The 14,985-nt window shown below is 74.2% G+C and carries 12 protein-coding genes; 8 read left to right on the top strand and 4 right to left on the bottom strand.

The annotated features are described in order from the left end of the window. Positions 1–110 precede the first annotated feature (110 nt). From ACFRAV_RS19830 to ACFRAV_RS19795, 8 genes are all read left to right on the top strand, one after another. The gene (locus ACFRAV_RS19830) at positions 111–842 is read left to right on the top strand and encodes a hypothetical protein (RefSeq protein ID WP_382557352.1); all 732 of its coding nucleotides are present in this window, start codon (positions 111–113) and stop codon (positions 840–842) included. After that, positions 814–2,898: a YhgE/Pip family protein gene (locus tag ACFRAV_RS19825; RefSeq protein WP_382557350.1), complete on the top strand. Its 2,085-nt coding sequence runs from the start codon at positions 814–816 to the stop codon at positions 2,896–2,898. Before ACFRAV_RS19830 ends, ACFRAV_RS19825 begins: the two co-directional genes overlap by 29 nt. An 11-nt stretch (positions 2,899–2,909) precedes the next feature. Continuing rightward, positions 2,910–3,521, top strand: a complete 612-nt coding sequence (locus ACFRAV_RS19820) for a TetR/AcrR family transcriptional regulator (protein ID WP_382557348.1) — start codon at positions 2,910–2,912, stop codon at positions 3,519–3,521. A 700-nt stretch (positions 3,522–4,221) separates the two neighbouring features. Continuing rightward, on the top strand, positions 4,222–6,024 hold the full coding sequence (locus ACFRAV_RS19815) for an ATP-binding protein (RefSeq protein WP_382557346.1): 1,803 nt from the start codon (positions 4,222–4,224) through the stop codon (positions 6,022–6,024). A gap of 125 nt (positions 6,025–6,149) precedes the next feature. Next, a complete protein-coding gene (locus tag ACFRAV_RS19810; RefSeq protein WP_382557343.1) occupies positions 6,150–6,566 on the top strand; it encodes a roadblock/LC7 domain-containing protein in 417 nt (138 codons plus the stop codon). Next, complete coding sequence (locus ACFRAV_RS19805) at positions 6,563–6,919, top strand: DUF742 domain-containing protein (RefSeq protein WP_382557341.1); 357 nt, start codon at positions 6,563–6,565, stop codon at positions 6,917–6,919. The genes ACFRAV_RS19810 and ACFRAV_RS19805 overlap by 4 nt, the downstream gene beginning before the upstream one ends. Further along, positions 6,900–7,517: an ATP/GTP-binding protein gene (locus ACFRAV_RS19800; RefSeq protein WP_351114356.1), complete on the top strand. Its 618-nt coding sequence runs from the start codon at positions 6,900–6,902 to the stop codon at positions 7,515–7,517. Before ACFRAV_RS19805 ends, ACFRAV_RS19800 begins: the two co-directional genes overlap by 20 nt. Continuing rightward, on the top strand, positions 7,514–8,776 hold the full coding sequence (locus ACFRAV_RS19795) for a cytochrome P450 (protein WP_382557338.1): 1,263 nt from the start codon (positions 7,514–7,516) through the stop codon (positions 8,774–8,776). Before ACFRAV_RS19800 ends, ACFRAV_RS19795 begins: the two co-directional genes overlap by 4 nt. Positions 8,777–8,913: 137 nt before the next feature. Here ACFRAV_RS19795 and ACFRAV_RS19790 read toward each other — a convergent pair whose 3' ends face one another. From ACFRAV_RS19790 to ACFRAV_RS19775, 4 genes are all read right to left on the bottom strand, one after another. Then, complete coding sequence (locus ACFRAV_RS19790) at positions 8,914–10,140, bottom strand: cytochrome P450 (protein WP_382557336.1); 1,227 nt, start codon at positions 10,138–10,140, stop codon at positions 8,914–8,916. A gap of 136 nt (positions 10,141–10,276) precedes the next feature. Beyond that, positions 10,277–12,634 carry a transglutaminaseTgpA domain-containing protein gene (locus ACFRAV_RS19785; RefSeq protein WP_382557333.1) on the bottom strand — a complete coding sequence of 786 codons (2,358 nt, stop codon included), beginning with the start codon at positions 12,632–12,634 and terminating at the stop codon, positions 10,277–10,279. Further along, on the bottom strand, positions 12,631–13,938 hold the full coding sequence (locus ACFRAV_RS19780; RefSeq protein WP_382557331.1) for a DUF58 domain-containing protein: 1,308 nt from the start codon (positions 13,936–13,938) through the stop codon (positions 12,631–12,633). The genes ACFRAV_RS19785 and ACFRAV_RS19780 overlap by 4 nt, the downstream gene beginning before the upstream one ends. A gap of 41 nt (positions 13,939–13,979) precedes the next feature. Continuing rightward, the gene (locus ACFRAV_RS19775; protein ID WP_382557329.1) at positions 13,980–14,963 is read right to left on the bottom strand and encodes an AAA family ATPase; all 984 of its coding nucleotides are present in this window, start codon (positions 14,961–14,963) and stop codon (positions 13,980–13,982) included. Positions 14,964–14,985 lie beyond the last annotated feature (22 nt).

The raw sequence follows: 14,985 nt of genomic DNA, 5'->3' as shown, positions 1-14,985 counted from the left end.
GGCCCCACTTCCCCGGGCTCAGGCCCCACGACCCCGCCCACACCCTCGCGTAACACCTCCCCGCGGGGCCCGTGGTCGCCCGCCGGTCGGGGGGACCGGCGGCCGACCTGGTGCGCGGACTGCTGCGTTCGCCGCGGGCGCGGGCGGCCGAGGACGCGGCCCGTGCGGACGCGGCGCTCCGGGCGGTGGGACTGGCGCCGGACGACCTGCCGAAGGGGTCCCGCACGGCGGTGCGGGACCTGTCCCGGGCACAGGAGCTGCGGCTCTCGGTGGCCCTCGCACTGCTCGGCCGGCCAGGCCGACCCGAGGTGATCGCGGTGGACGACGCCGACCTGGGCCTCTCCGGCTCCGAACGGGAGGAGGTGGCCGCGATGCTGTCCGCGCTGGCCGCCGACGGCACGACCGTCCTGGCCTCGTTCCGCGAGGCCCCGCGCGGGGCGGACCTCGTGGTGCCGGTCGGCGAGCCGGCCGCCCCCGAGGACCTCCCGCCCGCGCCCGGGCGGCTGCGCCGCCTGATCCGCCGCGGAGCACCTGCCCCCGCCGCTCCTGACACCGCGAGCGGAACACCCGAGGGCCCGGGCGGCGGGACCACCCCGCGTCCGGTGTCGCCCGACGCCGCCGAGGACGCCCCCGTGCCCGGGAAGGCCGCCGACGTCCCCGAGTCCGAGGATGCCCGCGAATCCGTGAAGGCAGCGGACGTCCCCGTGCCCGTGAAGGCAGCGGACGTCCCCGTGCCCGCGAAGGCCGCGGACGAGGTCCCGGGACAGGACCCGCAGAAGGCCGTCGAGGCCCCGATCGCCGAGGAGGACGCGGATGCGCACCCCGCGACTGGCCGCGCTTGAGCTCAGGCGGTTCGGCCGCAGCCGGCTGACCCGGGCCGCCCTGGTCTCCATGATCCTGCTGCCGCTGCTGTACGGCGCGCTCTACCTGTGGTCCTTCTGGGACCCCTACGGCAACCTCGACCGCGTCCCCGTCGCGCTGGTCAACCAGGACCGGGGCGCCACCGCCGAGGGCGAACGCCTGACGGCCGGTGACGACATCGCCGACGGACTGCGCGACAGCGGCGTCTTCGACTGGCGCCAGGTCGGCCCCGAGGAGGCACGCGAGGGCGTGGAGAGCGGCCGGTACTACCTGTCGCTCACCATCCCCGCGGACTTCAGCAAGCGCATCGCCTCCGGAGGGAGCGACGATCCCCGAGCCGGCGCGCTGAAGGTGCGCACCGACGACGCGAACAACTACATCGTCGGCCAGATCTCCCGCACCGTCTTCGCCGAGGTCCGCACCGCCGCCTCCACCAAGGCGACCCGCGGCTTCCTGGACCACATCTTCGTCTCCTTCTCCGACATCCACGACGCCACCGAGGAGGCCGCCACCGGCGCCGACGACCTGGCGGGCGGCATCGAGAAGGCGAAGAAGGGCTCCCAGGACCTGGCCGGCGGCCTCGGCGACGCGCGCACCGGCAGCGAGGACCTGCACAAGGGCCTGACGCGGCTGCACGGCGGCTCCGAGGACGTGGCCTCCGGCGCCCGCCGGGTGGCCGCGGGCACCGGGACACTGGCCGGCAAGGTCAACGGCGTCGCGGACACCGTGCGCCCCTTCCTGGAGAAGAACGAGCAGACCATCGCCGACACCGCGCGCCTGGTGGCGGACTCCGCCGCCGAGGTCCGCGCCAACCTCGGCACCCTGGCGGACGCCGCGCCCGGGGCGTCCCGCGACGCCGCCACCGCCTCCGCGACCCTCACCGAGGTCCACCACACCCGCTGCGAGGTCTCCCCGCTGCCCGACCCGGCCTGCCCCGACCTGAAGAAGGCCAGGGACGCCGCCGTCGACGCGGCCGCCGTCGCCGCGGACGTCGACAAGCTGGTCGCCGGCCAGAAGGACCACCTGGCCGCACTCGACAAGCACCTCGCCACCCTCGAGAAGCAGGCGGACGCCCTCGCCGACCGGGCCCCCCGGCTGACCGAGGACCTCGACGACGCCGTGAGCAGGATCAACGCGCTGGACCGCGGCGCGAAGGCGGTCGCGGCCGGGGCCGGGGACCTCCACAAGGGGCTCGGCCGCGCCGAGAAGGGCGCCGCGAACCTCGACGAGGGCGTCGGCGCGCTGAAGAAGGGCGCCGACCGCCTCGACGGCGGCATCTACCGGCTGGTCGACGGCTCCGGCGAACTCGCCGGCGGCCTGCACGAGGGCGCCGGGAAGATCCCGGACCTCGACACGGCCGAACGCGACCGCCGCACCGAGGTGATGGCCGACCCGGTGCGCCTGGCCAACTCCAAGCTCCACCAGGCCGACAACTACGGCACCGCCTTCGCGCCCTACTTCATCCCGCTCGCCCTGTGGGTCGGCGCGATGGTCGCCTACATGCTGATCCAGCCCCTCAACCGCCGGGCCCTGGCGGCCGGGGCGCCGGCCTGGCGGATCGCCGTGGCCGGCTGGCTGCCGGTGGCGGCGCTGGGCGTGCTCCAGGTGACCGCGCTGATGTCCGTCCTGCACTGGGGGATCGGCCTGCGCACGGCCCGAGGCGCGGCCACCGTCGGCTTCCTGCTGCTGGTCACCGTCTGCTTCGCGGCGATCGTCCAATGGCTCAACGCCCGCTTCGGCGCGGCCGGCCGGATCCTGGTGCTCGCCCTGCTGATGCTGCAGCTGACCTCGGCCGGCGGCACCTACCCGGTGGAGACCAGCCCCGGGTTCTTCGGCGCGATCCACCCCTACCTGCCGATGAGTCACGTGGTCGAGGCGCTGCGCCGGCTGATCACCGGCGGCGACACCGCCCCGGTCCTGCAGGCCTGCGCGGTGCTCCTCGCGTACACCGCGGGAGCCCTCGTGCTGACCTCGGTGGCGGCCCGGCGCAAGCAGGTGTGGACCTTCGACCGCCTGCGCCCGGAGCTGAGTCTGTGAGAATCGACGGCATGAAAAGCAGCACCGGCCGCCGTGCCGCCACCAAGCAGAAGCTGTACGAGGCGGCCGTGACCCTCATCGCCGAGCAGGGCTTCTCCGCCACCACGGTGGACGAGATCGCCGAGCGGGCCGGGGTCGCCAAGGGCACCGTCTACTACAACTTCGCCAGCAAGTCCGTGCTCTTCGAGGAGCTGCTGCGGCACGGAGTCGGGCTGCTGACGGCCTCCCTGCGTGAGGCCGCCGAGCAGACCGCGCGCGACGGCGGCAGCCGGGTGGACGCGCTGGACGCGATGATCCGGGCCGGCCTGGTCTTCATCCACCGCTACCCGGCCTTCACCCAGCTCTACGTCGCCGAGCTGTGGCGCACCAACCGGGCCTGGCAGGAGACCCTGATGGTGGTCCGGCAGGAGGCCGTCGCGGTGGTCGAGGGGGTGCTGCGGGACGGCGTCGAGGCCGGGGAGTTCAGCGACGAGATCGACGTCTCGCTGACGGCGGCCGCCCTGGTGGGCATGGTCCTCGTCGCGGCGCTGGACTGGCTGGCGTTCCAGCCGGAGCGGTCGCTGGACGACGTCCACGGCGCGCTCTCCCTGCTGCTGCAGGGGCGGGTCGCCGGCCGGCGCTGAGCCCGCGGCGCCGAGCGGGGCGGCGGCCGATGCGGGCGTCTCCCAGGGACGTCTCCCAGGGAGGCGGTCCCGCGCACGTGCGGCCCCGACGCGCGCGGCGGCGGGCCGGGCGGCACGCGGGCCGGGCGGCACGCGCACCGGTACCGCCGCCCCGTGTCGGCGGTACCGGTGGCGCGGTGCCCGCCCCCGCGTCATGACTCTGCCGGTGCCGCCCGCCCGCCGCATCCGCTCGGGTACTCATCCGGGCATGAGTACCCGCACCCGAAAGCGCCCCGCCGACCGAGCCGGTCGGCCGCGCCGCCCCGGACCATGGACCGATCCGTCATGCGGGAGCGTTCAGAGAGCCGCGCTTGAGCGAACTTGGCCGAAAATCGATCGCATCCGATGCGATGTGTACAACTTCCTGTCGTTAGACGCTATTTGACGACGCGTCAGGGAGTGCATGCCTCCAGTTGTGGAGCCTGGCCGGGTGAGATCGCCTTTACCACGGGTCCGTTCCTTCCCGTTGACATCGCGACGAAATGCCATTCCGCGCAAGCAGTTCCGCTATGCCGATCAACGCACCCCGACGGGTGGCTAGCATGAGGCTCGTGCGGCCGAAAAAACGGCTCCGCTCCTCTCGCGCACCCCCGGCCGAGGGACCGTCGAGCACCGGCCGTCCTGCTCACCGCCAGATCCCCCTGACCGAGGGACCCGTCCGATGTCAGTGCCTGCTCCGCCCGGCCAGCAAGACCGGGCCAAGGCCTTCTCCCCCTCGTCCGCCGCGTGTTCGGCGCCGCTGCTGGTGACGGCCGCGGCCGTCGGAGCGGCGGCCGCCACCGCACCGCCCGACGCCCTCCCCTGGGTCCTGGCCGTGGGAGGTGCGGCCTGGGTGATCCTGGGCGTCACCGTCCTCGTCTGCAGGCGGCTCCTGTTACGGGCCGCCGAGGCGGCGGCTCGTAACGAGGCCGATGCCGCCCGGCTACGGGCGCAGGCGGACCGCCTGACGGGGCAGGTCTCGCACCTGCTCACGGTGACCTTCCCGGCCCTCACCGACGACCCGCACGCGACCGCGGGCCTGGACGACACCCGGGTGCTGCCGGACCCGCAGCTCCGCCGGCTCGCCGCCGCGGTGGCCGTCGCGGTCGGCCGGAGCGCTCAGCGCACCGCCGCCATGGAGGCCCGGTACCTGGAGACCAGGTCGGCGCTGGACCGGGTGGAGACCGACCTGCAGCGGCTGGCCGGGGAGACGTGGCCGACGGCCGTCGCCGGGCTGCGCGAGGGCCGTTCCGCCGACACCGTGCTCGCCGGCGTCGAACTGCCCTCGCACCCCGCCGTGCGCGCCGGGGCCGAGAACTTCATCCGTGCCTTCGCCCTGAGCGAGCGGCGGGCCGCCGCCGCGCAGGCGGCGTCGGCCAAGGCGCTCGGCCGGGTGCAGGCCAAGGCCGTCCAGATCCTCGCGGACCTGAGGGAGATGCAGGAACGTCACGGCGAGGAGGTCTTCGGCGACCTCCTGAAGCTGGACCACAGCACCTCGCAGCTGGGCCTGATGACCGACCGGCTGGCGCTGCTCATGGGCGGCCGGTCCAGCCGCGCGTGGAACAAGCCCATCGTCATGGAGAGCATCCTGCGCGGCGCCGTCGGCCGCATCGCCGCGTACCGGCGGGTGCGTCTGCACTGCTCCACCGCCGCGGCGATCTCGGGCCACGCGGCCGAGAGCGTGATGCACCTGCTCGCCGAGCTGATGGACAACGCCGCCAACTTCTCCCCGCCCATCGACGAGGTGCACGTCTACGCCGAGCACCACAGCGCCGGCATCGTCGTCACCGTCGAGGACAGCGGCCTGAGGATGGCCGAGGCCGCCATGCGCCGCGCCGAGGAGGCCGTGGCCGGGCGCGTGACCGACCTCGCCTCGCTGCAGGGCACCCGGGTCGGCCTGGCGGTCGTCGGCCGCATCGCGGTGAAGTACGGCATAGGCGTCAACTACCGGCCCTCGTCCCGCGGCGGCACCGGGGTCGTCGTCCTGCTGCCGCTCCACCTGCTCGCACAGCGGCGCGAGGCCGTGACGCGCGGCCGCCCCACCACGCCGGCCCCGGGCGCGCCCGCCCCGGCCGTGCCCGTCGAGCCGGGCACCGTCGAGGCCGAACACGGCAGGATCGGACAGCCCCGGCATCCGGAGGCCGTCGAGCGGCTCCCGGCGCGGCCGGCGCAGGAGCACACCCCGCCGGAGGCCCGCCCGGAGCGGGACCGGACGACCGGGGCGCCCGACCAGGGCGGAAGCCGCCCGAGCGGCACCAGCACACCCAACGGGCTGCCCGTCCGCGCGCCCGGACAGACCATGGCCGACGCCACGAGGGAGCGCGAGCAGCGCCGCCGAGCGACCGGGCAGGCCGATGGCGCCCGGCCGGACCGGCGATCCGGCCGCGACGTGGGCTCCCGGTTCGGCGCCTTCCACCGCGCGCGCCGGGCCGGCGGTGAGACCGACGGCGGACCGTCCGGCCTCGAACCCCCCGTCGCCCGCTAGCGCGACATCCTTTCCGCCCCCGTGCCCGCAGGACCAGGACGCCGTCCTGCTCCAGCCCCCCGTGAGATTGGAGGACCGGGGCGGTGGTGCCGGAGGATTCCGGTACCGCCGCCCCGACACCCCGCATGCAGACCACCGACAACAGCCTCAGCTGGCTCATGCAGAACCTGCAGGAACGCACCCCCGGCACCCGGCACGCACTGGTCCTGTCCCGTGACGGACTGAAGCTGTGCTGGAGCGAGCACCTGTCCGTCGACCAGGCCGACCAGCTCGCCGCCATCTGCTCCGGCATCCAGGCCCTCGCCCAGGGCGCCTCGTTGGAGTTCGGCGACGGCACCGGCGGCGTACGGCACTCGATGACCGAGTTCCACGGCGGTCTGCTGTTCGTCGTGGAGGCCGGCGAGGGCGCGCACCTGGCGGTCGTCGCCGACGAGGACGCGGACCCGGGAGTCGTGGGCCACCAGATGACGGAACTGGTGGAGCAGATCGGCGAGCACCTGCGGGCCGAGCCACGGGAACCGGTCAGGGACGGCACGGCGTGAGGCGCGAACCCGTCGACACGGGCGACCCCGACCGGCTCTACACGGTGACCGGGGGACGCCACCGCGCCGACGAACCCCTCGACCTGGTCACCCTCCTGGTCAGCGAGTGCGAGCCGACGGCCGGCATGCAGTCGGAGCACGTCCGGATCCTGAAGCTGTGCCGTCACCCCACCGCCGTCGTCGAGGTGGCCGCGGAGCTGCGCCTGCCGATCACGGTGGTGCGCATCCTGCTCGCCGACCTGCTGGACGCCGGCCGCGTCACGGCGCGCCACCCGCGGGCGGCGGCGTCCGTCGCCGACCTGCCCGATTCGCAACTGCTCAAGGAAGTGCTTCATGGGCTCCGCAACATCTGAGTTGCCCTCCCTGCGCCTACCGCTGACGGACCGGGCGGAGACCGGACTGAAGATCGTCGTCGTGGGCGGCTTCGGCGTCGGCAAGACGACCCTGGTCCGCTCCGTCAGCGAGATCAGGCCGCTGAACACCGAAGAGGTGATGACCCAGGCCGGCGTCGGCGTCGACGAGACCGATCCCGCCTCGCGGAAGCACACGACGACGGTCGCCTTCGACTTCGGACGGATCAGCCTCAACGACCGCATGGTGCTGTACCTGTTCGGCGCGCCCGGCCAGGAGAGGTTCTGGTTCCTGTGGGACCGGCTCTTCTCGGGAACGCTGGGCGCGGTCGTCCTCGTCGACACGCGCCGGGTGGACGACTCCTGGTACGCGATCGACAGGCTGGAGCACCACGGCACCCCCTTCGTGGTGGCCGTCAACCGGTTCGAGCAGGACGGTGCCAGGTACTCCCTCGACGAGGTGCGCCAGGCGCTCGCCCTGCCGGCGCGCGTGCCCATGGTCGAGTGCGACGCGCGGGACCGCCAGTCGGCCAAGGACGTGCTGATCACTCTCGTGGACCACCTTTACGACCTGGCCATGGCCAAGGAGGCGACACCGTGACCGCATCCGGACACCCGGCCCCGCACGGCGCGCCGTCCGCGTGCCCCGCCCACCAGGAAGCGGTCCGCCTGACGGGGCTGGAGTACCAGCAGTCGCCGTCACAGCTCTACCGCTCCCTGCGCCGGGAGCACGGCCCCGTCGCACCGGTGCTGCTGGAGGGCGACATCCCCGCCTGGCTGGTGCTGGGGTACTCCGAGGTCACCTATGTGACCCAGCACGACGAGCTGTTCGCTCGCGACTCGCGGCGCTGGAACCAGTGGGGAGGCATCCCGCAGGACTGGCCGCTGCTGCCGTTCGTCGGGTACCAGCCCTCTTTGCTGTTCACCGAGGGGGACGAGCACCGGCGGCGGGCCGGAGTGATCACGCAGGCCCTGGAGGGCGTCGACCAGTTCGAGCTGGCGCTCAACTGCCGGCTGATCGCCGACGAACTGATCGCCCGCTTCGCCGGCAGCGGCGACGCGGAGCTCATGAGCGGCTACGCGCACGCCCTGCCGATGCGGGCCGTGGTGCAGATGTGCGGCATGCCGGCCTCGGGTACGGACACCCGGCAGCTCGTGGACGACCTGCGCATCTCCCTGGACGCGGCGGAGGGCGACGACCCGGTGGCGGCGTACGGTCGCGTGGGCGAGCGGCTGCGGCAGCTGGTGCACGACAAGCGGGCCGCTCCGGGCCCCGACGTCACCTCCCGCATGCTCGCCCACCCGGCGGGCCTGACGGACGAGGAGATCGTCCAGGACCTGATCTCGGTGATCGCCGCGGCGCAGCAGCCGACCGGGAACTGGATCGGCAACACGCTGCGCCTGCTGCTGACGGACGAACGGTTCGCCGTGAACGTCTCGGGCGGCAGGCTCAGCGTGGGCGAGGCGCTCAACGAGGTGCTGTGGCTGGACACGCCCACGCAGAACTTCATCGGGCGGTGGGCCACCGGGGACGTGCAGCTGGGGGGCCGCCAGATCCGGGCCGGCGACTGCCTGGTCCTGGGGCTCGCCGCGGCGAACAGCGACCCGCAGATCTGGCCGGAGGGGCAGGTGGCGGCCGAGAACGCCGCCCACCTGTCCTTCAGCAACGGGGAGCACCGCTGCCCCTATCCCGCCCCGCTGCTGGCGGACATCATGGCGCGCACCGCCGTCGAGACCCTGCTGGACCGGCTGCCCGACCTGGTGCTGGCCGTCGATCCGAAGGAACTGACCTGGCGCCCGTCGATCTGGATGCGGGGCCTCACGGAGCTTCCCGTGCACTTCACACCGGTCGTGCGGTAGGGCCACGCGCCCGTGGCGCGGCGCTCGCGGGGGCGGCCATGCCCGGCCCCGCGAGCGCCCCGGGCCCTCCGCCCGGGCAGCGGCTCGGGAACAGGGCGCGGGCAGGCGCCCGGTGCGGCTCGCGGCGACCCGGGGAGTCAGCCGGAGACCGGGGTGAACCGCACGGGGAGACGTGCCGGACCCCGGGTGAACACGCCCTGCTCCGCGGGCTCGAATCCCTCGGCGAGACGCACGTCGGGCATGGCGTCGAGCAGCTGGCCGACGCCGATCTCCACCTCGGCCTTCGCCAGCAGCGCGCCGACGCAGAAGTGCCGGCCGAGCGCGAAGGCGAGGTGGTCGGCGGCGGCGGAGAACGCCGTCGTGGCGGTGAGGTCGTCGCGGAAGATGTCGAAGCGGTCCGGGTCGGTGAAGCGCCTGTCGTCGCGGTTGGCGGCGCCGATCAGGCAGGTGACGGTGACCCCGGCGGGCAGCGTGCCGCCACTCAGCTCCACCTCCTCCGCCGACTGCCGCATGATCATGTGGACCGGAGGGGTGTAGCGCAGGGTCTCGGCGAAGGCCCGGGGGATCAGGCTGCGGTCCTCCCGGACGGCGGCGAGCTGGTCGGGGTGGCGCAGCAGGTTCGCGAAGATGCCGGCGATGGCCTTGTCCGTGGTCTCGCCCCCGGCGGCCAGCAGCAGACTGCAGAACGCCTTGATGTCCTCGTCGCTCATCCGGACGCCGTCCACCTCGGCGGCGCAGAGCTGGGACAACAGGTCGGCGCCAGGACGGTCCCGGCGCTCACGGATGACCGGCAGCATGTACTCGGCGAACTCCACCCGGGTCCGCTCACCCGCCGCGGTCACCTCGGCGTCCCCCGACAGGTTGCCGAGGAACGCGATGACGGCTGTGTACCAGCGGTGGAACCGCTCGTGGTCGCCCTTGTTCAGGCCCAGCATGTCGGCGATGACGTTGACCGGGAAGCGGGTGGCGTAGTCGGCGACCAGATCCGCCGAGCCGGTGTGCCGGAACGCGTCGATCAGCTCCCGCGAATTGCGCTCGATGACGGGCAGGAACTTCTCCTGCAGGTCGGTGCCGCGGAAGGCGGGAGCCACCAGCGCACGCCGCACGGCGTGTTCGCGTCCGCTCAGCTGCAGGATCGTCTTCCCGTGCACGGGCTCGAGCTGCCAGTCGTAGTTGTCGGTGGTGAACTGGCCCTGCTTGTCCTTGAAGACGTGCTCGACGTCCTCGTAGCGCGACACGACGTAGCTCTGTGTGGCCTCGTGCCACAGGAGGGGCGCACTGTCACGGAAGACGCGGTACGCGGGATAGGGGTCCGCTGCGAACTCCGGCGAAAGGATGTCGGGCACCTGCTGCGCGGTCGACATGTTGCTCCCTGGGTCGTGATGCGTTTGATCAACAAGCTAGTTGATGAACCGTCAGGCAGGAACAGCCTCTCGGTCTCCCAACTGCCCTTTCTGCTACGCCTGTTAGGGCCCCGTGGTGCCGGCCGGGCGGCGACCGTCAGGTCGCGCGCCGGGCCGACCGGGCGCGGACTCCCGCCGCGCGGGCGGCGAGGGCCCGGCGGACGCGGACCGCGGAACGGGGGGCGAGAAGGGCGCGCAGCCGCGTGCCCCGGCCCACCGACCCCTGCAGCGCCGCGCACACGTCCGCCGCGTCGGCGGCCCGCCCCGGCACCGCCCGAGGCGCGTACAGCACCTGTTCCACCGACGTCGCCAACCGGTGCAGGGCCTCCGCCGCGGCCGGGTCGAGGCGTCCCGCCCGCGCGACGCGCTCCGCCGCCCGGCGCGGCGTCAGCGAGTGGTCCGGGACGGTGCCGAGGTCCCAGGCGGTGTCCGTGACCTCACGCCACAGCCGCAGCGTGTGGGAGGCCACGTCCGCCTCGTCCCGCGGCGGCGTGCCGAGCCGCCGCCTGCGCGCCCGGACGCGCCACAGCATCGGCGACAGCGGCACCAGCACGACGACCAGGGCGAGCAGCGACCACAGCAGGACCTGCGGCCACCGGGGCCCGCCGCCGCCGGCGGCCGCCGCCGGCTCGTCCTCGTCCGGACACGCGTCCATGCGCCGCAGCTCCGGCGTGCAGCTCGCGCTGCTGGACGGCTTCGGTTTGGGCGCCGTCAGCTCGTCGTCCTCGGGAGCCGCCGAGGGCGACGGCGTCGCACCGCCCGGCGTGGTCTCCGGCCGGGTGTACTCCGGGACCGTGCCCCGCGTCGGAGTGGGCTCGAACCGGGTCCACCCCACGCCCTCGAAGTACAGCTCCGGCCAGGCGTGCGCGTCCTGGAGGTTCACCTCCACGCTCCCGTCGCCCCGCTCCGCGCCCGGGGCGAAGCCGACCGCGACCCGGGCCGGTATGCCCAGCGAACGCGCCATGGCGGCCATCGCGAAGGAGAAGTGGACGCAGAAGCCCTGGCGGGTGTCCAGGAACCGGGCGATCGCGTCCGGGTCCTCGCCCACCTCGACCTCGGTGTCGTAGGTGAAGCCTCCGGTGACCGAGAACCAGTCCTGAAGCGCCACCGCCTGCTCGTAGGCGTTGCCCGCGTCCTCGGTGACCGCGCGCGCCGTCTCGCCGACCTCGTCGGGCAGGGACGACGGGAGGTCGGTGAAGTTCCGCAGCTCGGGGCCCGGCGCCGGGGCGGAGGCCAGCTGATCCCGCGTCGGCAGGACCTCCAGGCTGGAGACCTCCCAGGTCTCGCCCTCCGTGGTGGCGCCGGCGTCGCCGCTGACGGTCAGGCTCAGCGGGTCGAGCCGCCACTGGCCGAGCGCCTCGGCCCAGGTGGCCGGGTAGGGCATCGGCAGGTGCCGCTGCTCGTACCAGTCGGCGGCCGTGATCCTGCTGGTCACCTCCTTGCGCAGCACCTGCCGGCCCAGGCCCGGCGGGTCGGGGAAGCGCGGCGGGAGCGGCACGGTCCGCCGCGGCGAGGCCTTCCAGGTGGTGCCGTCGAACTCGTCCAGCGAGGCGATCCGCAGGTACATGTCGCTGGTGCGCCGGGAGGTGGTGCGCACGGTCAGCACCGTACGGTCGTCGGAGTCGTTGAGGTTGTCGCGCAGCGCGACCAGCAGGTCCACCGAATTGCCGGTGCCGCGCCCGCCGGATCCCGAGCCGCTGCCCGAGCCGAGGCCGCCCACCAGGCTGGTGCCCAGCGAGGGCAGGGCGGCCGGAGCCAGCAGCGCCACCCCCAGCGCGGCCGCCCCGATCCGGCGCCCGGTCGGCTGCCCTCTTCCCTGTCCGGGCCGCGGCCCGCGGCCCGCGGCGTCCGTCGGGGGACCGCCGAAGGTGCGGCCCCACCGGGTGAGCCGCTCCCGGCCGTCGGCCAGCAGCAGCACCAGGTAACCGACCGCCGCCGCGCCGAACGCGAACGCCCCCGCCCCGCCCTCCTCGGCGAGGCCCGCGGCCACCGAGTACAGCGCCAGCAAGGGCAGTCCGGCCGGGGCGGCCAGCGCGTAGGTCACCGCCAGGGTGTCTACCAGCACCGCGATCAGCAGCACGCCGCCGACCAGCAGCAGAGAGATGCCGGGGGTCAGCGGCGCCGGGTTCGCGTACTCGGTGACGTCCGCCAGCCCCTGCCGCGCCAGGACCGCGAGACGGGTCACCGCCTCGGGGCCCGGGAGCAGCCAGGCCACCGCCTGCTCCCGGGCGAAGAACAACGACAACAGGGCCAGCGAGGCCGTCAGTTCGACGACGACGACCGTCGGCCGGGGCGCCGAGAACCGCCGGGCCGTCGCGCCCACGCCCGCCAGCAGGGCGACCGCGACGACGGCCTTGGCGTACCAGGTGCCCTCCTCGGTCAGCGGTATCAGCGCCAGCGCCGTGAGCAGCGTCGCCGCCGCGGCGGCCAGTGTCGTCCTCGTCCGCAGGCTCATCGCCGCTCACCCCCGTCCACGAGACCCGTCCGCTGCTGGTCCGCCTGCCGCCACACGGCGGCCATGGAGGCCCCACGCGGCGCCCGCACCACCGTCCAGCCCGCCTCGCGCAGCACCCGCTCGGTGTCCGGGGCGGCGGCCGCCGCCCCGGGGTCCACCGGGAAGTCCGGCTCGGCGTCCTCCTCGTCGTCCTCCGGGAGGAAGGCGAGCGCGCCGTTGGTGCGGTGCCGCATCCGGGCGACGGTTCGCGCCTGTTCCTCGTCGAGCGCGCCCAGGAACGCCACCAGCAGTCCGTCGCCGCTGCGGCGCAGCACCTCCTGCGCCGCCGTCAGCCCCTCGCCGTCGGAGTGGCCGATCACCGACAGGGTGTCCATCAGCAGCCCCGCCGCCTCGGCCGTCTCGACGCCGGCGCCCCCGAAGGAGGCCCCCGCCTCGCCGGGCACCAGGGTTCCGGTGTCGGTCAGCAGCCGCACCGAGTACCCCCGCTGCAGCATGTGCGTGAGCACCGAGGCCGCGCCGGACACCGACCACTCGAACGCCGAGCCCGGCCCCGCGCCCCGGTAGGCCTCGCGCCGGGTGTCCAGCAGCACCGTGCACCGGGCGCGGTGCGGCTGCTCCTCCCGCCGGACCATGAGCTCGCCGTACCGCGCGGTGGACCGCCAGTGGACCCGGCGCAGATCGTCCCCGTACCGGTAGCCGCGCGGCAGCACGTCGTCCTCGCCGCCCACCGCCATGGAACGCTGCCGCCCGTCGCCGAACCCCTGGGCCCCGCGGCCCAGCCGCACCGGCGGCAGCGCCTCCACCTGCGGCACCACCGTCAGCATGTCGTGCGCGGCGAACGAGCGGGTCAGCTCGCACATCCCGAACGGGTCCGCCAGCCGCAGCTCCAAAGGACCCAGCGGATACCGGCCCCGCAGGTCGGGGCGGACCCGGTAGGACACCTCGCGCTGGCCGCCCGGCTGGACGCGGTCCAGCACGAAGCGGGGCCGCGGGCCCAGCATGTACGGCACCCGGTCCTGGAGCATCAGCAGCCCGGTGGGCAGCCGGGAGACGTTGTCCACCCGCAGCCGCACCCGCGCCTCGGCGCCCGTCGGCACCCGCACCGGCGTCAGCGTGCGCGAGGACGTCACCCGGTGCCGGGTCCGGTGCACCGCGACGGCGCACAGCAGCGGCAGCGCCGCCAGCAGCAGCCCCACCCGCAGCAGGTCCTGCTGCCCCAGCACGTACGCGCACACCCCCGCCGCCACCCCCGCGGCGAGGAACGAACGGCCCCGGGTGGTCAGCCCCGCCAGCGCCACCCGCATCTCTCCAGGGCCGCGCGCGGCCCGCCGGCCCCCCGGCTGCATCACAGACCCCGCGCGCCCGGAGCGGCGGGCACCGGCGTCTGCACCAGGATCTCCCGCACCACCGTCTGAGCCGTCCGCCCGGCCAGCTGGGCCTGTGCGTTCGGCAGCAGACGGTGGGCCAGCACCGCCTCGGTCAGCGCCTGCACGTCGTCCGGGAGCGCGAACTCCCGGCCGGCCAGCGCCGCCGCGGCCTTCGACGCGCGCAGCAGGTGCAGCGTGGCGCGCGGCGAAGCGCCCAGTCTCAGGTCCCGGTGGACGCGGGTGGCCGTGACCAGCTGCACCGCGTACCGGCGGACCGCCTCCGAGACGTGCACCTCGCGGACCGCCTCGATCAGCTTCACGATGTCGTGCGCGTGCGCCACCGGCTGCAGGTCCTCCAGCGGAGGCGCCCCGCCGTGCACGTCCAGCATCCGCAGTTCGGCCTCCGCGCTCGGATAGCCGATGGAGACGCGGGCCATGAACCGGTCCCGCTGCGCCTCCGGCAGGGGATAGGTGCCCTCCATCTCGACCGGGTTCTGGGTGGCCACCACCATGAACGGGCTGGGCAGCGGATAGGTCTGGCCGTCGATGGTGACCTGCCGCTCCTCCATGGACTCCAGCAGCGCCGACTGCGTCTTGGGAGAGGCGCGGTTGATCTCGTCGCCGATCACCATCTGGGAGAAGATCGCGCCCGGCTTGAACTCGAAGTCCTGTCGCTGCTGGTCCCAGATGGAGACGCCGGTGATGTCCGACGGCAGCAGGTCCGGGGTGAACTGGATGCGCCGCACCGAGCAGTCCACCGAACGGGCCAGCGCCTTGGCGAGCATCGTCTTGCCGACGCCCGGCACGTCCTCGATCAGCAGATGCCCCTCGGCGAGCAGCACCGTCAGCGCCAGCCGCACGACTTCCGGCTTCCCCTCGATCACCTGCTCGACCGCGCCCCGAATCCGCTCCGTCGTCGCGGTCAGATCGGAAAGGTTCCCTCGGTCGTCATAGGTCGTCACCCCGGCCCCCTTCGGCCCCAAT

The sequence above is a fragment of the Streptomyces sp. NPDC056600 genome, from assembly GCF_042792855.1.
Taxonomy (GTDB): domain Bacteria; phylum Actinomycetota; class Actinomycetes; order Streptomycetales; family Streptomycetaceae; genus Streptomyces.
Note: the sequence above shows the minus strand (reverse complement) of the source record. Positions and strands in the feature narration are given on the sequence as shown.

Bases quoted from the DNA above. Each gene is read 5' to 3' on its own strand.
- ACFRAV_RS19800 (WP_351114356.1), top strand. From the start codon at position 6,900: ATGGGCTCCGCAACATCTGAGTTGCCCTCCCTGCGCCTACCGCTGACG.
- ACFRAV_RS19820 (WP_382557348.1), top strand. From the start codon at position 2,910: ATGAAAAGCAGCACCGGCCGCCGTGCCGCCACCAAGCAGAAGCTGTAC.
- ACFRAV_RS19810 (WP_382557343.1), top strand. From the start codon at position 6,150: ATGCAGACCACCGACAACAGCCTCAGCTGGCTCATGCAGAACCTGCAG.
- ACFRAV_RS19825 (WP_382557350.1), top strand. From the start codon at position 814: ATGCGCACCCCGCGACTGGCCGCGCTTGAGCTCAGGCGGTTCGGCCGC.
- ACFRAV_RS19780 (WP_382557331.1), bottom strand. From the start codon at position 13,938: ATGCGGGTGGCGCTGGCGGGGCTGACCACCCGGGGCCGTTCGTTCCTC.
- ACFRAV_RS19790 (WP_382557336.1), bottom strand. From the start codon at position 10,140: ATGTCGACCGCGCAGCAGGTGCCCGACATCCTTTCGCCGGAGTTCGCA.
- ACFRAV_RS19785 (WP_382557333.1), bottom strand. From the start codon at position 12,634: ATGAGCCTGCGGACGAGGACGACACTGGCCGCCGCGGCGGCGACGCTG.
- ACFRAV_RS19815 (WP_382557346.1), top strand. From the start codon at position 4,222: ATGTCAGTGCCTGCTCCGCCCGGCCAGCAAGACCGGGCCAAGGCCTTC.